The sequence below is a fragment of the Streptomyces sp. NPDC001381 genome, from assembly GCF_042895685.1.
GTDB lineage: Bacteria > Actinomycetota > Actinomycetes > Streptomycetales > Streptomycetaceae > Streptomyces.
In genome coordinates, this window is the sequence record NZ_JBIAWO010000007.1 from 108,703 (window position 1) to 129,113 (window position 20,411).

At 71.4% G+C, this 20,411-nt stretch carries 15 protein-coding genes and 4 pseudogenes; 6 read left to right on the forward strand and 13 right to left on the reverse strand.

The window, feature by feature from the left end; translation table 11 throughout:
* Positions 1-182 precede the first annotated feature (182 nt).
* Positions 183-1,670 (reverse strand): annotated as a pseudogene (locus tag ACFY2L_RS28300) (ATP-binding protein); the annotation flags it as partial.
* Positions 1,671-1,857: 187 nt separating this feature from the next.
* Between ACFY2L_RS28300 and ACFY2L_RS28305 the strand changes: the two are divergent.
* Positions 1,858-2,100 (forward strand): annotated as a pseudogene (locus ACFY2L_RS28305) (potassium-transporting ATPase subunit KdpA); the annotation flags it as partial.
* Here the strand turns inward: ACFY2L_RS28305 and ACFY2L_RS28310 are convergent.
* From ACFY2L_RS28310 to ACFY2L_RS28320, 3 genes and pseudogenes are all read right to left on the reverse strand, one after another.
* Positions 2,087-2,407, reverse strand: a pseudogene (locus ACFY2L_RS28310) (potassium-transporting ATPase subunit KdpA); the annotation flags it as partial. The pseudogenes ACFY2L_RS28305 and ACFY2L_RS28310 sit on opposite strands and share 14 nt — an antisense overlap.
* Positions 2,408-2,415: 8 nt before the next feature.
* Complete coding sequence (kdpF, locus tag ACFY2L_RS28315; RefSeq protein ID WP_390823807.1) at positions 2,416-2,505, reverse strand: K(+)-transporting ATPase subunit F; 90 nt, start codon at positions 2,503-2,505, stop codon at positions 2,416-2,418.
* 241 nt (positions 2,506-2,746) lie between these two features.
* Positions 2,747-3,346, reverse strand: a pseudogene (locus ACFY2L_RS28320) (DUF4118 domain-containing protein); the annotation flags it as partial.
* Between the two features lie 1,264 nt (positions 3,347-4,610).
* Here ACFY2L_RS28320 and ACFY2L_RS28325 point away from each other — a divergent pair.
* Positions 4,611-4,937 carry a GYD domain-containing protein gene (locus tag ACFY2L_RS28325; RefSeq protein ID WP_390660611.1) on the forward strand — a complete coding sequence of 109 codons (327 nt, stop codon included), beginning with the start codon at positions 4,611-4,613 and terminating at the stop codon, positions 4,935-4,937.
* A gap of 131 nt (positions 4,938-5,068) precedes the next feature.
* On the opposite strand, the gene ACFY2L_RS28330 is transcribed toward ACFY2L_RS28325, so the two are convergent.
* Complete coding sequence (locus ACFY2L_RS28330; RefSeq protein WP_390823808.1) at positions 5,069-5,602, reverse strand: hypothetical protein; 534 nt, start codon at positions 5,600-5,602, stop codon at positions 5,069-5,071.
* 429 nt (positions 5,603-6,031) lie between these two features.
* On the opposite strand from ACFY2L_RS28330, the gene ACFY2L_RS28335 reads away from it, so the two are divergent.
* Entirely contained in the window at positions 6,032-6,379 is a 348-nt protein-coding gene (locus tag ACFY2L_RS28335; protein WP_390660298.1) for a carboxymuconolactone decarboxylase family protein, read from the forward strand.
* An 873-nt stretch (positions 6,380-7,252) separates the two neighbouring features.
* On the opposite strand, the gene ACFY2L_RS28340 is transcribed toward ACFY2L_RS28335, so the two are convergent.
* On the reverse strand, positions 7,253-7,621 hold the full coding sequence (locus ACFY2L_RS28340) for an amphi-Trp domain-containing protein (RefSeq protein WP_390660299.1): 369 nt from the start codon (positions 7,619-7,621) through the stop codon (positions 7,253-7,255).
* 133 nt (positions 7,622-7,754) lie between these two features.
* Here ACFY2L_RS28340 and ACFY2L_RS28345 point away from each other — a divergent pair, with 133 nt between their 5' ends.
* Together ACFY2L_RS28345 and ACFY2L_RS28350 are read left to right on the forward strand one after the other, a co-directional pair.
* Positions 7,755-7,952 (forward strand): hypothetical protein, encoded by a 198-nt coding sequence (locus tag ACFY2L_RS28345; protein WP_390660300.1) that lies wholly within the window; start codon positions 7,755-7,757, stop codon positions 7,950-7,952.
* Positions 7,953-8,226: 274 nt separating this feature from the next.
* Positions 8,227-9,555 carry a hypothetical protein gene (locus tag ACFY2L_RS28350; protein ID WP_390823809.1) on the forward strand — a complete coding sequence of 443 codons (1,329 nt, stop codon included), beginning with the start codon at positions 8,227-8,229 and terminating at the stop codon, positions 9,553-9,555.
* An 80-nt stretch (positions 9,556-9,635) separates the two neighbouring features.
* On the opposite strand, the gene ACFY2L_RS28355 is transcribed toward ACFY2L_RS28350, so the two are convergent.
* The 3 genes from ACFY2L_RS28355 to ACFY2L_RS28365 all read right to left on the reverse strand — a co-directional run bounded on the left by ACFY2L_RS28355 (position 9,636) and on the right by ACFY2L_RS28365 (position 13,387).
* A complete protein-coding gene (locus ACFY2L_RS28355) occupies positions 9,636-10,487 on the reverse strand; it encodes a hypothetical protein (protein ID WP_390823810.1) in 852 nt (283 codons plus the stop codon).
* 93 nt (positions 10,488-10,580) lie between these two features.
* Positions 10,581-12,956: an ATP-binding cassette domain-containing protein gene (locus ACFY2L_RS28360; RefSeq protein ID WP_390660303.1), complete on the reverse strand. Its 2,376-nt coding sequence runs from the start codon at positions 12,954-12,956 to the stop codon at positions 10,581-10,583.
* Positions 12,957-12,961: 5 nt separating this feature from the next.
* On the reverse strand, positions 12,962-13,387 hold the full coding sequence (locus ACFY2L_RS28365; RefSeq protein WP_390823811.1) for a helix-turn-helix domain-containing protein: 426 nt from the start codon (positions 13,385-13,387) through the stop codon (positions 12,962-12,964).
* A gap of 193 nt (positions 13,388-13,580) precedes the next feature.
* Between ACFY2L_RS28365 and ACFY2L_RS28370 the strand changes: the two genes are divergently transcribed.
* Positions 13,581-14,888: a chloride channel protein gene (locus ACFY2L_RS28370; protein WP_390660305.1), complete on the forward strand. Its 1,308-nt coding sequence runs from the start codon at positions 13,581-13,583 to the stop codon at positions 14,886-14,888.
* Here ACFY2L_RS28370 and ACFY2L_RS28375 read toward each other — a convergent pair.
* The 4 genes from ACFY2L_RS28375 to ACFY2L_RS28390 all read right to left on the reverse strand — a co-directional run bounded on the left by ACFY2L_RS28375 (position 14,836) and on the right by ACFY2L_RS28390 (position 19,484).
* The gene (locus tag ACFY2L_RS28375) at positions 14,836-16,659 is read right to left on the reverse strand and encodes a glycoside hydrolase family 15 protein (protein WP_390660306.1); all 1,824 of its coding nucleotides are present in this window, start codon (positions 16,657-16,659) and stop codon (positions 14,836-14,838) included. The genes ACFY2L_RS28370 and ACFY2L_RS28375 overlap by 53 nt on opposite strands.
* A gap of 14 nt (positions 16,660-16,673) precedes the next feature.
* Positions 16,674-18,092, reverse strand: a complete 1,419-nt coding sequence (locus ACFY2L_RS28380) for a DUF2252 domain-containing protein (RefSeq protein ID WP_390660307.1) — start codon at positions 18,090-18,092, stop codon at positions 16,674-16,676.
* Positions 18,089-18,298, reverse strand: a complete 210-nt coding sequence (locus ACFY2L_RS28385; RefSeq protein WP_390823812.1) for a hypothetical protein — start codon at positions 18,296-18,298, stop codon at positions 18,089-18,091. Before ACFY2L_RS28385 ends, ACFY2L_RS28380 begins: the two co-directional genes overlap by 4 nt.
* Positions 18,299-18,392: 94 nt before the next feature.
* A complete protein-coding gene (locus tag ACFY2L_RS28390; RefSeq protein ID WP_390823813.1) occupies positions 18,393-19,484 on the reverse strand; it encodes a YhjD/YihY/BrkB family envelope integrity protein in 1,092 nt (363 codons plus the stop codon).
* Positions 19,485-20,411: the final 927 nt, after the last annotated feature.

Here is a 20,411-nt window from a genome sequence, read left to right on the forward strand (position 1 = left end):
CCGCAGAGCCGCTGCTTACTATTGCGGCCGAAGACGTCTGATACATCCTGGACGCTGCCCACAGCGCCTCTCACGACCCGTTCGGGGGGCTTTCGCGGGGGCGGGGACGGGCATCGTGCCGCGTTCGGCGGCGGTGGTGAACATGCGGCACATACCGCCGAGTGGTGCACTGCTCGACCGTCCTACGGGATCGCCGTCACGGACACGTCCGGCTCCGTCCCCGGCGGCAGGTGGCTCGCCGCCCTCGGCAGGCTCAGCACCATGGTGAGGCCGCCGCCCGGCGTGTCCTCGGCGTGCAGGGTGCCGCCGATGGCCTCGGCGAAGCCGCGGGCGACCGCGAGCCCGAGGCCGACCCCGTTGCCGCGCGGGGAGTCGCCGTAGCGCTGGAAGGGTTCGAAGATGCGGTCCTTGGCCTCGTCGGGGACCCCCGGGCCGCGGTCCACGACCCGCACCTCCACCCGGTCCGCGATGACGCTCGCCGACACCAGCACCGCGGTGTCCTCCGGACTGTATTTCACCGCGTTCTCGACGACGTTGGCCACGGACCGTTCCAGAAGCCCCCGGTCGACGTCGACCATGGGCAGCGTCTCCGGGATGTCGAGTTCCACGCCGCCCTCGGGCACACCTCCGAGCGCCATGGGCACGACCTCGTCGAGGTCGGTCTCGCGGATGATCGGGGTGACCGTGCCGGTCTGGAGACGGGACATGTCGAGGAGGTTGCCGACGACGTGGTCGAGTCGGTCGGCGCCCTCCTCGATGGCCTCCAGCAGGTCCGCCTGGTCCTGCTCCGACCACTCGACGTCGTCCGAGCGCAGGGACGTCACCGCCGCCTTGATGCCGGCGAGGGGGGTGCGCAGGTCATGACTGACGGCGGCCAGCAGGGCGGTGCGGATGCGGTTGCCCTCCGCCAGCGCCCGCGCCCGGTCCGCCTCCTCCAGCAGCCTCCGGCGGTCCAGGACGACGACCGCCTGCGCGGCGAACGCCGCGAGGACACGGCGGTCCTCCGCCGGCAGTACGCGTCCCGTCAGGGCCAGCGCCATGTGGTCGCCGACCGGTACGTCGACGTCCGCGTCCTCGGGATCGGCGCAGGGCTGCGGTCCCACGCTGCCGGCGCAGGTCCACGGGGCCACGTCGCTGTCGCGCTCCAGCAGGGCCACCGACTCCATGCCGAAGGTCTCGCGGACCCGGTCGAGCAGCGCCTCCAGGCTGGTCTCGCCGCGCAGGACGTTGCCGGCGAGGAAGGAGAGGATCTCCGACTCGGCCCTCAGACGCGCTGCCTGGTGGGTGCGGCGGGCAGCGAGGTCCACGACCGAGGCGACGGACACGGCGACCCCGACGAAGATCGCGATGGCGACGATGTTCTTCGGGTCGGCGATGGTGAAGGTGTGGACCGGGGGCGTGAAGTACCAGTTCAGGAGCAAGGTCAGCAGGACCGGGCCGCCCAGGCCGGCCAGCCCGCCCCAGATCAGCCGGGACCGGCCGAGGCGTGCGCTGCGGGCGACCGGGAGTCCCCGCCCCTTGCCTGCCTCGTCGTGGGTGATGAGGTGGACGTCGAGGTCGGGTCCGGATTCACGGGCGACCGTGGCGCCGACGCCCGGGCCGAAGACGTACTGCCAGCTCCTACGGCGGGAGACGCCCAGCACGATCTGGGTGGCGTTGACCCCGCGCAACTGGCCTACCGGGGCGGCACCTTCACGGAGATGGACGTGGGCGCGGTCCTCGCGCGCCGGACCTCCTCGTCTGCGCGGGCCCCGACGACCGCCCCGCCGAGGCGTCGAGCAGGACCACGTCGGGCTGGCGGGCGGCCGCGCCTGGCTGTGGCTGACCGTGGTCTTCGCCAACCTGGCGGAAGCGGTGGAGGCCATCAAGGAGCTGGGCACCAACGGCGGCGGCTACTTCAACGCCGCCTCCGCCCGCCCGTTCGAGAACCCGACCCCCTTCACCAACCTCTTCGAGATCTTTCTGATTCTGGTGATCCCGTTCGCGCTGACCCGCACCTTCGGGGTCATGGTCGGCTCGGTGAAGCAGGGGTACGCGATCCTCGCCACCATGGCCACCATCTGGGTCGGTTTCACGGCCTTGATGATGTGGACCGAGTTTTGAACGCCTGGTCCGGGTCGATGGCCTGGAAGCCGAGCGAACCGGGCAGGTGACCCTGGAGCCGCTGGAGCAGGTAGAGGAAGAGGACGCTCACGGCCGAGAAGGCGAGCACGCCGCGCAGGTACGCGGGCCAGCGCATCTCGGTGTCCGGGTCGGCGCCGATGCCCTTGTAGATCCACTTCTCGACGCGCCAGTGCTTGTCGGAGGAGTAGACCCTGGCCATGTAGTTGCCGAGGGGGACGTAGGCGAGGGCCAGCGCGGCTATGAGCGCGAGCAGCGGGAGCACGCCGGCGAGTACGGGACCCATGTCAGATCTCAGAACCTCTCCGGGAAGATCAGGGCGAGGATGAGATAGCCCAGCAGGGCGACGGCCACGATCAGGCCGACTGCGTTTTCGACGGTCACAGCTTCGTCACCCCCTTGGCGACGAGAGCCACCAGCGCGAAGACCGCGACTGTGGTGACGACGAAGGCCAGATCGGCCATCGCGAACTCCTGGAGTGAGGTTCGGGTTGGAGCGGACGACTAGAGGAAACCGCCCTTCTGGCCGGATTCCGCGGTCGTTGACGCCTCCCTTACGGCGCCCCAGCACCTTTGACGGGACTCTTACGCCCCGGGTCCGAATCGGTGGGCCGGCCGCCGTGGCCCGGATCGTCCAGGGTGAAGGCGCCGATGGGCGGGATGAACCAGTAGTTCAGCAGCAGGGACGCCGTCACGGACGCGATCAGCGCCGACACGACCCCGCCTGTGCAGGCCACGCCGACCACCGTGAGCAGGAACAGCAGCTCCTCACTGGTCAGGTTGACCGTCCCGCGTACCTGGGCGAGGCCGGCGGTGAGCAGCACCGGTAGCACCGGACCGGTCACCGGCCCGGCGATCAGCCGGGCGGTGGACGGGGTGCGGCGCCGGGACGGCAGCAGGGTGCCGCGGCCGGCGCGCTCGTGGGTGACCCGGTGGACGTCGATGTCGCCGGACAGTTCGGTCAGGGTCTCCCCCGTGCCCGGACCGGTCACGAACCGCTCCAGCCGGCCCCGGCGGCTCGTGCCGAGGACCAGCTGGGTGGCGTTCTCGGCGCGGGCGAACTCCACCAGCGCGGTGGCGATGTCGTCCCCGACGACGGAGTGGTAGCTGCCGCCGAGGTCCTCCACCAGCCGCCGCTGTCGGGCCAGAGAGGCGTGCGGGACACCGGCGGCCAGGCCGTCGCTGCGGGCCACGTGTACGGCGAGCAGGTCGCCGCCGGCGGCGCGTCACCCCGACGGCAGCCGCCCGGCACCTCGGCCGACGGCGTTTCGGAAACGGCCGACGGCTTCCGCCAGATCGTCGAAAGCCCTGTGCTCCTGCCGCGCGGTGGTGCGGGAAGCCGCCAGGAGGCTGTCGCGGCCGCCACGGATCCGGGCGTAGGCGTCAAAGCGGGTGAGGACCTCTCGCGCGAGTTCCCGGGACGAGCACTCGGGCATGGAGGGGAGATCATCCTGTGGCGACATCATCACTCTCTTTCCGCGAGTGGACGGCCGTTGTCCAGGGGCCCGCGCGGCCACGGCCCGCTGTCTCGGGCGCGACCGCGGCCCCGGACCTGGACTTGGACCTGGATCGCCCGTCCGCGATTGCCCTCCTGGCCGTGGTCCAGGGCTGCCCTCCGACGGGAGGAGCGCCGTTCGTCGCGGCTGTGCGCCACCCTTCCGAGGTGTCCGCGCTGGGCGAGCCGTGATCGTCACGGTCCCTCCGAGGTCCCGCCACGGACGGTCGCCCGTCCCCCGTCACCGATCAGTCTGCGACCGGCTCCGGCCACCGCCGGCTCGCATTGACGGATTTCTGACGAGCTTTCAGGTCTGTTTGACGGGACTTTGACGGCACCGGCGGAACAGCCGTATGAGTACCGCAAACGCTGTGCGGAGCAGGACTGTTCCGGCTCCGACCTCGACTAGATTCCTGTCGGCCGCCGGGGTCCCCGCTCCGAACTCGGCTCACGGCGGCCCGGTACCCGTCCGGAGGAGGCACGAGCTCGACACCGGCGTCCACCGCTCCGTCGAACGCGGCACGCTGGTCCACGGCGCGGACGTCCTGGAACAGCTCGGCCACCGGATCGACGACGAAACCACGCGAGCGGTCCTGAGAGCGTCCGAGCTCTCCTGATCAAGGAACCGGCACGCTCGCAGACCAGCGTTTCTCCCCCAGTGACGGCCTCTACTCGGCCTCGGACTTCTCGTCTGGGGCCGTTTGCGTGAGCGGGCGCATCGCCAAGCAGGGAGCTGAGGCGACCGTCTTCACGTCCGACACCGACGACATGACGCAACTCCTCGCGGGACACTCCGCGCGAGTCGAGAAGGTCTGACGAAACGCCGCCCGCACCTCGCTCCGACGACTCGCCGACTCCCCCGACCGACCGCCGGCCGTACGCCCCGCAGTGGCCATGCCGGTCATCATCCCGGCCGTTCGGGGGATACGCGCGCGGCCTCGGCGGCGTACCCCACCCCGCGGGGGCATCCCTTGCTGGGACGAAAGGGAGACATGATGCCGCTCTATCTATCAAGGTTCAGCTACACGCCGGAGACCTGGCAGAGACTCATCGGTCACCCCGAGGACCGCGCCAAGGCCGCTCAGTCGTACATCGAGTCCGTCGGAGGCAAGCTCCACGGCTTCTGGTACGCGTTCGGCACACGCGACGGCTACAACCTGTGGGAGGCCCCCAATAACGTCTCCATGGCCGCGGTCGCCCTGGCGATCAGCGGAGGCGGCGCACTCAGCTCGTTCGAGACGACCGTTCTCCTGACCATCGACGAAACCATGGATGCCCTGCACAAAGCCGGGCAGATCCAGTACCGGGCTCCCGGCGCGTAGCACTCCAGACGGCCAGCAGCTGCCTGGTTCAGGACCAGGCATCGATACAGCAGCGGGGTACATAAACAACCCTGTCCGGCCGTCGCGCCAGCCGACTACAGCGCTGGTCCCCGTCGGTCCCCGCGAACCGCTCACGGCGTTCCACGACCCCGGCTCATGCGTTGGATAAGGCGCCAAGCGCCGTAGCGGACAGCACTCAATGACCACAGCGACAACCAATAGACGGAGAAGCTCATGAACAACAGGATCGCAATACCGACAGCATCAGAGACGGCGGCCGAGTGCTGAATTTTGGCCAGTGAGACAACAAGCAGCGCAGCCGCGACCGGAGTGGCTACCGGTGCGCACACCGCCAGCACCTTCCATGCGCGGCCGCCGCGCATGACCAGCCGCTCAAATCCAAAGGCGACAGGAGAAATGAGGAGACTTGCAGTAAACCCCATGCCGGCGGCCCATAGAACGGTCTCGGCGTACTCGCCGAAGATGAAGTCTTCGTCAATGAGAAAGACTGCCACCATCGGAAGGGTGACGACCATGAAGGCCATTGTGATGACTGCTGTCGTAATGGCGATGGACAGTGCGTGCCGAAGGACCGCCCAAAGTCGAGAATCAGGATTGTAGACAGGCGCGGGATTGTCGAAGGCGGCGGTGACGTATGGATTCATCGGGGGATTGCCAGGCAAAATCCACTCCCTCGCTTCGGGTCGCACAGTCCCTGACATGCTGCCGATATCCAGGCCGGTCGCGGCTTGCCCACGAAAATGGCCCCGAACACTGTTTCGGAGGATTCTCCCCGAGACATTTTCCGGTGTCATCAGGGAAATCACGCAATCGAACACGTAGTTTCTGGACTCCGTCCCCGCAACGCACCGGCGCCACCGGCCGCTGGCTGCGCGCGCCACAGCAAGCGGACCACCGGCATCGTCGTCCTCGTGCCGGCTCCCGTCGGAATCCTCGCCGCGGCCTCCGGCACAGCCACCAGGGCGCGGCCGCCGCCGACCGGCCATTCATCCGCCACGGGTGATGCGGGGCCGCGCGTCCCGGGGCTCTCCTGAAGACGAACGTCACGCCAACCGTCAGAAAGGGAGCCTCAGATGGCTGAGGAACAGACAGGCGCGAGCGGCGTCGCCGCACTCGCCGAAGCCGACGCGCCTGTGTTCGAGACGCTCGTCCAGATGACGCTCGACACGTTCGAGCGGTCCGGACTGGACCAGGAGACGTATCTGCTGGCACGCATCGCGGCTCTGGTGGCCATGGACGCCTCCGCCCCCTCATACCTGCTCAACATCGGCACCGCCGCGGAAGCCGGCGTGCCGCTGGAGAAGATCCAGGGAACGCTCGTGGCGATCGCCCCCGTGGTGGGCAGCGCCCGGGTGGTGTCCGCCGCCCGTGCCATCGGCGAGGCCTTCGGGCTGGAACTCCCCGGAGAAGACGAGCAGTGACGGCCGGCCCGGCCGGGGCGGTCGTGCCCCGGCCGGGCCGACGAGGAGCCGGCGGCGCGCTGTGGCTCTGCTCCTGATCGGGGTCGGAAAGCACGCCGCTGGACGAGTTCGGGGGGACCCACGGCCGGTCCTGCCGATGGCTCCGGTGAGTGACAGCGCGTGGACGGGGGCGGCCGTGGCCGCCGTGACGGCGGGGTGCGCCTTCTTCTCCCGGCGGCCGGCCGCGACCGCCGTGTCGGCGCCGATGGTGTTCCGGCACAACGCTGGGCGGTCCGAGGGGCGATCGGCGCGCTCACGGCCCCGGGCGGTGGCCGTGCCGGGCCGCAGTGACCGGGCTCTTGGCGGCGGTTGGCCCGGTCCGGCCGCTTCGAGGACCCCGCGCTCGCCCCCTCGGCACACGAGCGGACCGGCGTCAACCGGACGATCGCTGTCGACTGCGCGCCCCGTGAGCGGCGGCGGACAGGGGTCGCGCCCCCGCCCTCAGGTGCGGGGCTCCTGGACCTGGCACTCACCCACCGGTGCGCTGCCCTGGGCCGACGGCACGGCCGCCGCCTGCAGGCGGATGACGTCGATCGTCTCGACGAGCTGTTCACGCAGCATCTGGCAGAGCCCGGCGCGCCCCTCCGGAGCCCAGGCAGATCCGCCCCAACCACTCATACCAACCTCCGCCGGGCGACCCCGCCCTGAACGTCGTCACTCTGCGTGCCGACCGGTCTGCCTCGACCAGCACGGCACCGCCACACCGTCCCCAACGACGCCGTCTCGCTCCCGATGGCCCGCCGAAGGGGTGGCTTCGGGGCTGTCCACCCCAGAAGGCGGGCAACCGCGGCAGGAAGCCCCCATGGCCGGCACGTGGAACTGCGGCGGGAAACCTCAGGGCGCTTTCGAAGCGGGCCGCTTGGCACTTTTGCTTCTGTTGGTGCCCGTGCTGCTCCGAACGGGCTCGGTCGGCTCGTTCTTCCTCCCTGTGGCCTTCTCCGTGGCTGCGACCGTCCGCGAGGGCGTTGTCCGGGTCGGTGCGGTCGGCCATGTGAACTCGATCTCCAGCTCGACCTCCCCATTGCCGATCTCGACCTCCAGTTCGCTGCGAAGGTCGTCGGGAATGCGCAGGCTGAGCGTTCCGGGGCTGAGTTGCAGTTCGGCATCCCCGCCTTCCCTCAGTGCGGCCGCGAGCGCCGTGAGCTGGTCAGCCGCCTCAAGGCGCGACAAAGAGCGCTTCTGCTCGAACTTGAGGTCCTTCATGGGCTCCCCCTTGGGAACAGAAGAGTCGACAACGCCCATTCTGAGGCCGTGCACGGGATCGGACATCCTCACGGCCGGGCGCCCGGAGCTGCTCTCCAGCGCGACGAACCGTGCGCCCCCGTAGGGTGGAAGCGTGCGAGACGACCGACGCGACGAACCGCTCTCCGACGACGAACTCGAGCTCTTCCTGCAGTATCTGCATCGCTTCGCCCAGCACGACGTCGATCAGTTCGCGCTCCTTGAGGTGGGCGACCCCGGTCGCCCGTGTTACGTGGTCCTGTCCCGGGCTCCGGTTCCCGGAACCGACCGCGCCGCCTACCGCCGTCCCTGATTGGACAGGACCGGACCGGACAGGACCGGACCGGGGCGCGTCGAACGGCGCCGGCGCCGGCTGCCGACGTCAGCAGCCGACCTCACCTCCGCCCGCGCCCGTGCCCGTGCCCGCACCCATGCCCCGTCCCCGACCCCGACCCCACCCCCGCCCCGGTGATACTCACGGGACCGATGACACACCGGTGCGATAGAAAGGCTGTTCTGCCGCGGCGTCCACCGCAAGGTTCACGGACAGAGCCCGGCACAGCCTTCGACACATCCGTGGGGGAAAGATGTTCAGAACACGGGCCGCGTGGACCGCCGCCGGCGCCGTCGCCGTCTTACTGGCCGGCATCCCGGCAGCGCACGCCGTGGAGGGGCAGGCTCCTGAGGTCCGGTGGGCGCACAGCGTCTCGGACGATCTCGGCACCCTGGCGGTCGGTGTCCGTTCCGACAGCGCCGTCACGGCGATCAGGGCCCACATCGTCTCCGCGGCCACCCAACAGCAAGTGGCCGTCGTGGAGAACGACGCGTTCAGTCTCGTCTCCGGTACGCCGGAGGACGGCGTGTGGCAGACGAAGCAGCCGCTGGACCTGGCGGAGCTGGGCAGTTACACCGTCCACGTCGAGGCCACGGACGCCGACGGCGACCACACCACCGACAACTCCGCCGGCTCTCTCGCCTACTACGTCGCGGCGGTGTTCGAGGACGTGCGCACCGACCGCACGGAGGTGGACGTCGACGACCGCCAGGTGCGTGTCGACGGTGTCCTGAAGGGGCGGTGGCCGGCGACCCGTGAGGTGAAGCCGCTGGCCGACCACCCGGTGGACATCGACGTCGACTACTGGACGGAGAACACCGTCCGCACCGACGCGGAAGGGCGTTTCTCCGGCACGGTCACCGTGAACGCCGCGGTGCCGGTCCAGGCCGTCTACCGGCACGTCAACGAACACCCGTACGTCCTGTACGGCGAGTCCCCGTCGACGCAGATCGGCGTCCACCAGGTGGCCACCCGCTGGACCGTCCAGGAGCCGGCGCAGGCCCGGACCATCGACTTCGGGCAGGAGGTCACGCTCACGGCGACCCTGGAGCGCGAGACCGAGCAGGGCTGGGTCCCCTTCGAGGGGCAGAGCGGCGGGGTGCTCTTCGAACCCTCCGGGGGCGGTCAGTCCGCCGGCGTGGGGTACTTCACCACCGGCGCGGACGGCAAGGTCACCTTCACCCACACGCCGTGGGAGTCCGGCAGCTTCCGCGTGGCCTCGCACAGCGACGACCCGTTCATCGCCGACGCGTCCTCGAACAGTGCCCGGATCACCGTTCTGCGTGCCTCGGTCTTCACGTCGTTCTCGGCCACCCGGACACCGGACCACGGCGTGCACGTCGAGGGCGCGATGGACTTCCCCGACGGCTGGACGCCCGCCGACATCCCCGTGCACATCCAGTACTCGCGTGACGGCGAGCAGTGGGCGGACCTGGTCACGGCGGAGGCCACCTGGTCCGGCAGCGGCTACGCGTTCTCGGCCGACGTCGCCGGTGCGCGGCACGGTTACTTCCGCGCGTACTTCGCGGCGACCGACGCGTTCCGCGCGGCCACGTCGGAGGCCGTGAAGGCGAGCCGCTGACATCGGGAGGAGGGCGGGCCAGGAGATTCCCTTCCGGCCCGCCCTCCGTCGGTCCTGCCCGGGGCTGGTCGAGCAGCACCTCAAGGGCGTTCCCCCAGCTGGAGGAGGCCGGCGAGGGAGAAGCACAGGGCGCCCGTGAGGGTGCCCCAGTTGGCGATGCCGGCGCTCACCGCGCTGTCCGTCGCGGGGCGGGTGTAGGCGGCGAGCGCGGAGACCATGAAGAGAGCGGAGCCGAGCTGGTTCACCGCGACGATCCACCAGCCGAGGCTGCGCGGGTGGACGCAGTACCGACCGTGGCAGAGTTCGATGAAGCCCAGGTGCCCGGAGACCAGGAAGAGCACGCAGCCGATCACGTCGGGCACCCAGATCAGCCGGTTGACCTGCTGGACGCTCAGGCCCTGCAGGAAGGAGTTCAGCAGGGTGACGGCGAAGACGAGGGTGCCCGTGAAGAGGACGAAGACGCTCAGCCAGTCCACCCGCATCGGCTCGTAGCTCCACCACCGCCAGGCAGGGGTGACCAGTCTGCCCTCGCCGCCGGCGACGTGGCGGGGTGCGTTGATCACCTGGAGCAGTGAGACGTAGCCACCGGTGTTGAAGAACAGACCGCCCGCGAAGTAGATCGAGGCGCACTCGACGGCGTCGCCGGAGCCGAGCTGGGCGAGCGCCGCACCGGCCGCGAACAGGGCCCCGCCGATGACGAAGGCGAGGGCCGCGACGGTGTTCAGTCTGCGCAGCCGGGTGAGGCCGACGGCGTCCGCGCGGGTGGGCCGGCCGGTCCGCGCACCCGGCTGACGGACGGTCAGCACTCCGCGCCGCCGCGCGGGCCGTGACTCCCAGAGCGCGGTGCCGCCGCCGGGAGGGTGCCAGGTGAGCCGGGTGGTGAACGGCCCCGCGGCGCCCTCGGCGCGCTGGTCGGGATGCCGATTCCTCACGGGCCGAGCCTAGACGCGGGGCGGCGGCGGAAGCCCGGCGCAACGCCGTCCCGCCGGGCGCCGGCTGCGGGCTCCAGCCGCGCCCCCGCCCGCTCAGGCGCCCACGTACGCCGCGAGGTGTTCGCCGGTGAGGGTGGGGCGGGTGGTCACGAGGTCGGTGGGGGTGCCCTCGTAGACGACGCGGCCGCCGTCGTGACCGGCGCCGGGGCCGAGGTCGATGATCCAGTCGGCGTGGGCCATGACCGCCGGGTGGTGCTCGACGACGATGACCGACTTGCCGGAGTCGACCAGCCGGTCGAGCAGTCCGAGCAACTGCTCGACGTCGGCGAGGTGGAGGCCGGCGGTCGGCTCGTCGAGTACGAAGACGAGTCGGCCGCCGCCCTTGTCGGCCATGTGGGTGGCCAGCTTGAGGCGCTGCCGCTCGCCGCCGGAGAGGGTGGTGAGCGGCTGACCGAGGGTGAGGTAGCCGAGGCCCACGTCGGCGAGCCGGCCGAGGATGCGCTGCGCGGCCGGTGTGTGCGCCTCGCCGGCGCCGAAGAACTCCTCGGCCTCGGCCACCGGCATCGCCAGCACCTCGGTGATGTCACGGCCGCCGAGGTGGTGGTCGAGGACCGCCGCCTGGAAGCGCCGTCCCTCGCAGTCCTCGCAGGTCGTGGAGACGCCGGCCATCATCGCCAGGTCGGTGTAGACGACACCGGCGCCGTTGCAGGTGGGGCAGGCGCCCTCGGAATTGGCGCTGAACAGGGCCGGCTTGACGCCGTTGGCCTTGGCGAAGGCCTTGCGGATCGGGTCGAGCAGTCCGGTGTACGTCGCCGGGTTGCTGCGGCGCGAGCCGCGGATCGGCGTCTGGTCCACGAAGACCACGCCCTCGCCCGCCGGGATCGAGCCGTGGACCAGGGAGCTCTTGCCGGAGCCGGCGACGCCGGTGACGACGGTCAGCACGCCGAGCGGGATGTCGACGTCGACGTCCTTGAGGTTGTGTGTCGTCGCGCCGCGGATCTCCAGCTTCCCGGTGGGTGTGCGCACCGTCTCCTTGAGGGCGGCGCGGTCGTCGAGGTGGCGGCCGGTGACGGTGTCGCCGGACCGCAGTCCCTCGACGGTGCCCTCGAAGCAGACCGTGCCGCCCGCCGTGCCGGCGCCGGGGCCGAGGTCGACGACGTGGTCGGCGATCGCGATCACCTGCGGCTTGTGCTCGACGACGAGCACGGTGTTGCCCTTGTCCCGCAGCCGCAGCAGCAGGTCGTTCATCCGCTGGATGTCATGGGGGTGCAGGCCGGTGGTGGGCTCGTCGAAGACGTAGGTGACGTCGGTGAGGGAGGAGCCGAGGTGGCGGATCATCTTGACGCGCTGGGCCTCGCCGCCCGAGAGGGTGCCCGCCGGGCGGTCGAGGGCGAGGTAGCCGAGGCCGATCTCCGTGAACGAGTCGAGGGTCTGCCGCAGCGCGGTGAGCAGCGGTGCCACCGTCGGGTCGGCGAGGCCGCGGACCCAGTCGGCCAGGTCGCTGATCTGCATCGCGCAGACGTCGGCGATGCTCAGCCCCTCGATCTTCGAGGAGCGTGCCCCCTCGCCGAGCCGGGTGCCGTCGCACTCGGGGCACACGGTGAACGTCATCGCCCGCTCCACGAAGGCCCGCACATGCGGCTGCAGCGCGTCGACGTCCTTGGACAGCATCGACTTCTGGATCTTGGGGATCAGTCCTTCGTACGTGAGGTTGATCCCGTCGACCTTGATCTTGGTGGGCTCCTTGTGGAGGAGGTCGTGCAGTTCCCGCTTGGTGTACCTGCGGATCGGCTTGTCCGGGTCGAAGAAGCCGGAGCCCTTGAAGATGCGGCCGTACCAGCCGTCCATGCTGTAGCCGGGGACCGTCAGCGCGCCCTCGTTGAGCGACCTGGTGTCGTCGTAGAGCTGGGTCAGGTCGATGTCGGTGACCGTGCCGCGGCCCTCGCAGCGCGGGCACATGCCGCCGGTGCGGGTGTACGTCGCCTTCACCGTCTTCTTGGCGCCGCGCTCGACGGTGATCGCGCCGCTCGCCCGGACCGAGGCGGTGTTGAAGGAGAACGCGCTGGGCGGGCCGAGGTGGGGGGTCCCTAGCCTGCTGAAGAGGATGCGCAGCATCGCGTGGGCGTCGGTGGCGGTGCCGACCGTGGAGCGGGGGTCGGCGCCCATCCGCTGCTGGTCGACGATGATCGCGGTCGTCAGCCCGTCGAGCACGTCGACCTCGGGCCGCGCCAGGGCCGGCATGAAGCCCTGGACGAACGCGCTGTACGTCTCGTTGATCAGCCGCTGCGACTCCGCGGCGATCGTGCCGAACACCAGCGAGCTCTTGCCCGACCCGGAGATGCCCGTGAACACCGTGAGCCGGCGCTTGGGGATCTCGACGCTGACGTCCTTGAGGTTGTTCACGCGTGCGCCGTGCACACGGATCAGATCGTGGCGGTCGGCGAGGTGCGGTTCGACGGTGAGGCCCATGCGGCTCACGCTACGGGCGGAGGGCCCGTCTTGGCTTCTCCATTCCTCACCGGCCTCGTGTGGATCTTGGCGTAGCAGGCCGGTACGGAGGCGCCCTCGTCGTGTTCGCGGGCCCGGTACGCGCTCGGGGTCTCGCCGACCAGCTCGGTGAACCGCGAGCTGAACGAGCCCAGCGAGGTACAGCCGACGGCGAAGCAGACCTCCGTCACGGTCAGGTCGCCGCGCCGCAGCAGCGCCTTGGCGCGCTCGATGCGGCGCGTCATGAGGTAGCTGTACGGCGTCTCCCCGAAGGCGGCGCGGAAGCTGCGGGAGAAGTGGCCGGGCGACATGAGGGCGAGGCGCGCCAGCGCCGGGACGTCGAGCGGCTCGGCGTAGTGGCGGTCCATCGTGTCTCGTGCCCGGCGCAGCCGGACCAGATCCTCCAGCGTCACGGGATCACCTTCCCACAGGGGCCGGCGCCACGGAGCGCGATTAATCCGTGATGTGTATCTTCGTCCTGATATAAGGCGGAGTCACTTACAGGACGCGTCACCTCGGGAGGCCCCCATCGCCGGGACGAAGTCGGAGGGCGGCTCCGGGTCCGCGCCGGGGAGCCAGCCCCAGGAAGCCGATCTGCTGCGGACCATGCTGCGCCGGCCGGAGTACCGCAGGGCGCTGCTGTTCTGCGGGCTGATCGGTGTCCCGGTGGCGCTGGTCGCGTTCTGGTTCCTGGTGGCGATTCAGGAGCTGGAGCGCCTGATCTGGCAGGACTGGCCCGAAGACCTCGGCTGGGAGCGGGCTCCCTGGTGGTGGGGGCTTCCGCTGCTAACAGTGGCCGGACTCGTCGTCGGTGTGGTGGTCGCGCGGCTGCCCGGCCGGGGCGGGCACATCCCGGCGGGCGGGCTGCACTCGGGCGGGGTCACCAAGGAGGCCCTGCCCGGTGTCGTCGTGGCCGCGCTGGCCGGTCTGCCGCTCGGCGTCGTGCTGGGACCCGAAGCGCCGCTGATCGCCCTGGGCGGCGGTCTGGCGCTGCTCCTGGCGAGCCTGGTCCGGGCGCCGCAGACGGAGGCGGGCACGACCCTGCTCGGCGTGGCCGGGGCCGCGGCGGCGATCTCGGCGCTGTTCGGCAACCCTCTGGTGGGCGCGGTGATGCTGATGGAGGTGGCCGGGGTGGGCGGCCCGCAGCTGTTCGCGGTGATGCTGCCGGCCCTGCTGGCCAGCGGCGTCGGGGACCTGATCTTCACCGGGTTCGTCCACTGGACCGGCCTGAGGACGGGGAGCCTGGAGATCGGCCTGCCCAAGCCGCCGCCCCTCGACTGGGCTGACGTGCTGTGGGTGCTGCTGATCGCGCCGGCCCTGGCGCTGCTCGTGCACTGGATCTTCGTGGGCGGCAGGTTCGTGGCCGGCTTCGTGACGACCCGGACGGTACGGAACACCACCCTGTGCGCGCTGGGGGCGGCGGTCTGCGTCTCGCTCTACGCCGTCACCACCGGCCGTTCGCCGGCCGAGGCCGCCCTGTCCGGGGAGGCCACCCTGGGCCGGCTGGCACAGGACCCGCACGCCTGGTCGGTGGGCGCCCTGATCGCGGTGCTGGCGTTCAAGTCCCTCGCCTACACGCTGTGTCTGGGCAGCCTGCGCGGTGGCCCCGTCTTCCCCGCCCTGTTCCTGGGCGGGGCGGCCGGGGTGCTGCTGTCGCCGCTGCCCGGTCTGGGGCTGGTGCCGGCGATGGCGGCGGGCATGGCGGCGTCGGTGACCGCGGCGCTGCGGCTGCCGGTGAGCAGCGTGATCCTGGTCGTACTCCTGCTGGGCAACGTGGACACGGTGGCGCTGGTGGTGCTCGCCGCCGTCGTGTCGTTCGTCCTCACCCAGCTGCTGCCGCAGGGTCCGGGCATCCCCGCGTTCAGCGGGCGGCCAGCCGGTCGAGCGCCTCGTCCAGGGTCGCCGCGGCCGTGATGAGCGACAGGTGCGTGAACGCCTGCGGGAAGTTGCCCAGTTGCTCGCCGCTGGGGCCGATCTCCTCCGCGAACAGGCCCACGTGGTTGGCGTACGTGTGCATCTTCTCGAAGGTGTAGCGGGCCTGCGGGAGACGGCCGGCCCGGGCGAGGGCGTCGACGTAGAGGAAGGTGCACAGGCTGAACGTGCCCTCCGAGCCGCGCAGTCCGTCGGGGGAGGCCGCCGGGTCGTAGCGGTAGACCAGGCTGTCGGAGACCAGCCGCTGCTCGATGGCGTCGAGGGTGGACAGCCAGCCGGGGCTGCGCGGGGCGATGAAGCCCACCCGGGGGGCCAGCAGGAGGGAGGCGTCGAGGACGTCACCGCCGTAGTGCTGGACCAGCGCCTGCTCCTTCTGGCTCCAGCCGCGCTCCATGACCTCCTCCAGGATCGTGTCCCGGGCCCGCGTCCAGCGCTGGAGGTCGGCGGGCCGCCGGAACTCCTCGGCCATCTTCAGGCAGTTGTCCAGGGCCGCCCAGCACATCACACGGCTGTAGGTGAAGTCCTTGCGGCCGCCCCGGGTCTCCCAGATGCCCTCGTCGGGCCGGTCCCAGTGGTCCGTGAGCCAGTCCATCAGCCGGCTGAGGCCCTTCCAGCCGTGGTAGCCCACCTGCTGGCCGATCTCGTCCATGCCCTCGGACATGGCGTAGAAGACCTCGCCGTAGATGTCGAGCTGAAGCTGGTCGGCGGCGGCGTTCCCGGCCCGTACGGGGCGGGAACCGCGGTAGCCCTCGAAGTGGTCGAGGATCTCCTCCGACAACTGGGGGTCGCCGTCGACCCGGTACATGATCTGGAGCGGTTCCCCGCCCATTCCGTCGCGGTCGCGCAGCCGTTCGCCGAGCCAGCGCACGAACCGGGCGGCCTCCTCGACGAATCCCAGGTCGAGCAGGGCGCGCACCGACAGCGAGCCGTCGCGTATCCAGGTGTAGCGGTAGTCCCAGTTGCGTTCCCCGCCGACCTGTTCGGGCAGGCCCATCGTCGCGGCGGCCACCGGGGCGCCGCTCGGGCCGTAGGTCAGCAGTTTGAGGGTGATGGCCGAGCGGTTCACCATGTCCGGCCAGCGGCCGCGGTAGCGGGAGGTGCGCACCCAGCCCTGCCAGAACTCGATGACGTCCCCCAGGTCCTCGTCGGCCGAGTCCACGGTGAGCGGCGGCGGGAGCTCGCCGTCCCGGCCGCACACCGTGAACACGGCGGCGGCCGACTGCCCGGCCTCCAGGGTGACCGTGCCCCGGACGTCCGTGCCGTCCCGCTCCAGCGGGAAGGTGGCCTGGAGGTACGAGGTGATCCCCGGCGCGCGGAAGGCGGCGACCCCGTCGGCCATGTCGAGGGTGTGGGGGGCCCGGGCGTAGTCGAAGCGCGGACGGCACTCCAGGGCGTAGCGCACGGTGCCGCGCACGGTCCGTACGATCCGCACCAGGGTGTGCCGGTCGGACGGGGTGCGCGAGCGGATGACCGGCATGTGGTCGACGACCTCGCCGACGCCGTCGGGTGACAGGAAGCGGGTCACCACGACGGCGCTGTCGGGGTAGTAGATCTGCCGGCGGGTCACCTCGGTGGTCGTCGGCGCGAACCGGAAGTGGCCGCCGCGGTCGTGGTCCAGCAGGGACGCGAAGATGCTGGGCGAGTCGAAGCGCGGTGCCGCGAACCAGTCGATCACGCCCTCGGAGGTCACCAGGGCGGCGGTCTGCAGGTCCCCGATCAGCCCGTGTTCGGCGATGGGCGGGTAACGGTCCATGGAACGAGCTCCCTTCAGACCGCTTCGGCGCGGACCCGTCCCGCCCCGACGGCGTCGAGCAGGGCCTGGTGGTCCTTCTCGTTCTGATCGGCGTACAGCTCGGCGAAGGTCGCCAGCGCGCGGTCGAAGGCGTCGCCGCCGCCGAGGTAGGCGGCGATCGCGATGCGGTCGCCGGAGCGGGCGTGGGCGCGGGCCAGGGTGGCGCCGCACAACTGGCCGAACAGGGTCATCCGCTTGGGCGACATGTTCTCGGCCACCGCGATGCCCTTCCAGTCGCGCAGCTGGCGGACGTAGAAGTCGCGGCGGCGGCCGTCGATGCCGGTGACGCGTTCCCATCCCAGGAAGATGTCGCTGGTGGCCTGCATCAGCCGCTGCCCGGCGACGACCCGCTCGCCCTGGGTGCGGTACCCGCCGGAACCCGCGTAGGGCGCCAGGACCGACTCGTCGGCCTCCTTCGCCTGCAGGAACAGCGGGTCCTCGTCGTCCTTGCCGAGCAGCAGCACGATCCAGCAGCGGGTGCCGACGCTGCCCACGCCGACGACCTTGCGGGCGATGTCGGCGACGCGGTAGCTCTCCAGCAGGAACCGGCGGTCGGAGGGCAGGGAGTGGCCGTACCGCTCGACGAGCCGGCTGATCTCCCTCTCCAGCGCGCCGCTCTCGGCGTGCGGAAGCAGGGTCTCGAGCCGGATCAGCAGCGGCGGGTCGTCGGCGATCCTGCGCCGGCCGTCGACGACACGGGTGAGCTTGTCGAAGGCCTGCAGCGTGTCGTGTCCCCGGGCCCGCGCCCGGGTCTGCGCCCAGCGCTCGCGGGTGGCGGCGTCGAGGTCCACGTCGAACCGCTGCTGCAGCTCGTCCGCCTCGAAGCGGGTGTACCAGACCTCGAGATTGCCCATCCCCGCGAACTCCCGCATCCGCTCGCGGTACGACCGTACGGTCGCGCGCACCACGGACGCCCGCTCCTTGGCGCTGAAGCCGTTGGCGCGGCCCGCGATGACCAGGCTCGCCGACAGCCGTTTGACGTCCCACTCCCACGGGCCGGGGAGGGTCTCGTCGAAGTCGTTGATGTCGAACATCAGCCGGCGTTCCGGGGAGGCCAGCAGCCGGAAGTTCAGCATGTGGGCGTCACCGCACAGCTGCACCCTGATGCCGGTGCGGGGCGTCTTCGCGAGGTCCGCGGCCATGATGGCGGCGGCTCCCCGGTAGAAGCGGAACGGCGACTCGCTCATCCTGGCGTAGCGGATCGGTACGAGTTCGGGGACCCGTTTCGCGGACTGCGCCTCGATGATGTCCACCGGGTCGGTGCGGGTGGGCGGCGGGGTGAACTCGGCGTGCGCCGACCGCGGTACGTCGGCCCGGGCGGCCCGGCCGCGCTCGGCGCGCTCCTTCGGGGTGCGGTGGCGCATGTCGTGGCCGGTGGGGTTGTGCTCGCTCATTGCAGACGCTCCGCGAGGTGGTCGCCGGTGCGCGGGGCGCCGGCGAGGGCCGTCAACGACGGTTCGGCCGCCCCGAGGCCCGGGAGGAGACTCGTGCCGGCGACGTGGAGGTGATCGAGGTCATGGGCCCCGGCGACGTGGTGACGGCTCGTCACGAGGACCGCGGGGGACATCCGGTCGTCCCGTGCGCGGGGGGAGACGGTCACCCCGTTGGAGCATGAGGACGCCGTGGTGCCGCGCGTCGGACATGCGCGCCGCCGTCCTCGGAGCACGGTCCGGTTCTGCCGGGTGCAGCGGTGGTCATTCCGGTGGTGAACTGGTCGACCTCGGTCCGTCTACCAACGTATCCCCGGACGCTGACCCCGGCGAATCGACGGGTCCCGGCGGCTTCGGTGAACCGGCAGGGCCCGGTGTCCCCGGTGAACCGGCCGGGCCCTGCGGTCCTTGGGGACCCGGCGCGCCGGGCGCGCCCGGCGGCTCCGGCGAGCCCAGGTGCCGCGCCGCCCAGGGTTCCCGGGCGACGACCGCGCCGGCCGTGACGCAGAGGGTCACGACCACGCACAGCGTGATGAGCCAGGACAGCAGGGTGAAGACCGCGCCCATCGAGCCGTACTTCTCCAGGCTGTGGTTGAGAACCCGGGGGACGTACAGCGACGCGGTGGAGGTGAGCACGCTCAGGGCCGCGCCGGTCAGCAGCGCTCCCGGCAGCAGCGGCAGCCACGGCACGCGCGCGGTCAGCAGCAGGTACTGGGTCCACCACCACATGCCGACCTCCGCGACCAGCAGCAGCGGCAGGCCCAGCCACCATCCCCACCCGAAGCCCTCCCGCAGGCCCCCCTGCACCGCGATCATGACCAGCCAGGCCGCGAGCCAGGCGATCCAGCGCCACGCGGCCACCCGCGCGCTCGCCCTGGGCAGGCTCCAGGCGCGCTCGCACAGCCGTTGCATGGCGCGGCTGCACGCGGTGGCCGAGACGAGCACCATCAGCCCGCTGACGATGCCGGTGGTCTGGCGCAGTTCGTCGTCGTTCTCGCCGGCCTGGAAGGCCTTCTTCAGTTCGGCGTCCGCGGTTCCGGACAGGCCGAAGACGTGGTGCAGCGAGCTGACGAACTGGTCGCGCAGCTCCTGGGGGGCGATGGAGGCCACCACGAAGAGCAGGGGGACCGCGGTGAGGAACGTCTGGGCGGCCAGTCGCGTCGCCGAGTCGAGCACGTTCACCGAGATCAGGTGCGACATCAGATGCGTGATCAGCGGGAACCGGGTCTCGGCCCGGCTGCGCAGCCCGACCAGCCGGGACCGGACCGAGGCCACCCGCCCCTGCCGCCGCTCCCGCCGCCGGTCCCTGCGCGGCCGGCCGGGCCGGCGTGGGCGGTCCCCTGTCCCTGGCTGCATGCTGCCAGCGTGCCGCCGCGCCGACCCCCCGGCTCGCGGCGGGAGCGCGACACGGGCCGAACGGGTGAACGGACCGGCCGAGGTCCTGGGCCCCCGCGTCACCGAGCGGCGCGACTCGCAGCGACAGGCGGAGGCCGGTGGGACCGAGCGCCCCACCCCGTACGCACACGGTCCGCCCTGAGCGGGTGCCGGCAACAGGGGGCGACGGCTCCGGTCCGCCCGTGGACCCCGGGCGCCGCGGCGCCGGGTGCCGTGCGGAGCGACCACCGGTACGGCGCCCGGAAGGCGGCCCCGCAGAGCGGCCGAGGGCACGACACCCGGAGGCCGGCCTCGCAGAGCACCCACCCCCGTCAGCAAGGGGCCGTCCCGCCGAGCAGCCGCCGGTGCGGCGACCGGAACGGCCCCGCCGAACAACCCACCGCCCCGGGGTCGGCCCGCCGCGCGGCCACCACTGCGGCCACGGGAAACCAGCCCCGCCGAACAGCAGCCGGCACGGGTTCCCGGAAACCGTCCCCGCCGAACAGCCACCGCCACGACAACCGGAACGGCCCCGCCGAACAACCCACCACCCCGGGGTCGGCCCGCCGCGCGGCCACCCGTGCGGCCACGGAAGACCGGCCCCGCACAGCAGCCACCGCCACGACAACCGGAACGGCCCCGCCGAACAACCCACCGCCCCCGGGGTCGGCCCGCCGCGCGACCACCAGTGCGGCCACGGAAGACCGGCCCCACACAGCAGCCGCCGCCACGACAACCGGAACGGCCCCGCCGAACAACCCACCGCCCCGGGGTCGGCCCGCTGCGCGACCACCAGTGCGGCCACGGAAGACCGGCCCCACACAGCAGCCACCGCCACGACAACCGGAACGGCCCCGCCGAACAACCCACCGCCCCGGGGTCGGCCCGCCGCGCGACCACCACTGCGGC

Excerpts from the sequence above, each read along its gene's own strand:
- ACFY2L_RS28350 (WP_390823809.1), top strand. The coding sequence starts at position 8,227 with ATGTTCAGAACACGGGCCGCGTGGACCGCCGCCGGCGCCGTCGCCGTC.
- ACFY2L_RS28335 (WP_390660298.1), top strand. The coding sequence starts at position 6,032 with ATGGCTGAGGAACAGACAGGCGCGAGCGGCGTCGCCGCACTCGCCGAA.
- ACFY2L_RS28390 (WP_390823813.1), bottom strand. The coding sequence starts at position 19,484 with ATGCAGCCAGGGACAGGGGACCGCCCACGCCGGCCCGGCCGGCCGCGC.
- ACFY2L_RS28340 (WP_390660299.1), bottom strand. The coding sequence starts at position 7,621 with ATGAAGGACCTCAAGTTCGAGCAGAAGCGCTCTTTGTCGCGCCTTGAG.
- ACFY2L_RS28370 (WP_390660305.1), top strand. The coding sequence starts at position 13,581 with ATGCTGCGCCGGCCGGAGTACCGCAGGGCGCTGCTGTTCTGCGGGCTG.
- ACFY2L_RS28360 (WP_390660303.1), bottom strand. The coding sequence starts at position 12,956 with ATGGGCCTCACCGTCGAACCGCACCTCGCCGACCGCCACGATCTGATC.
- ACFY2L_RS28330 (WP_390823808.1), bottom strand. The coding sequence starts at position 5,602 with ATGAATCCATACGTCACCGCCGCCTTCGACAATCCCGCGCCTGTCTAC.
- ACFY2L_RS28380 (WP_390660307.1), bottom strand. The coding sequence starts at position 18,092 with ATGAGCGAGCACAACCCCACCGGCCACGACATGCGCCACCGCACCCCG.
- ACFY2L_RS28325 (WP_390660611.1), top strand. The coding sequence starts at position 4,611 with ATGCCGCTCTATCTATCAAGGTTCAGCTACACGCCGGAGACCTGGCAG.
- ACFY2L_RS28375 (WP_390660306.1), bottom strand. The coding sequence starts at position 16,659 with ATGGACCGTTACCCGCCCATCGCCGAACACGGGCTGATCGGGGACCTG.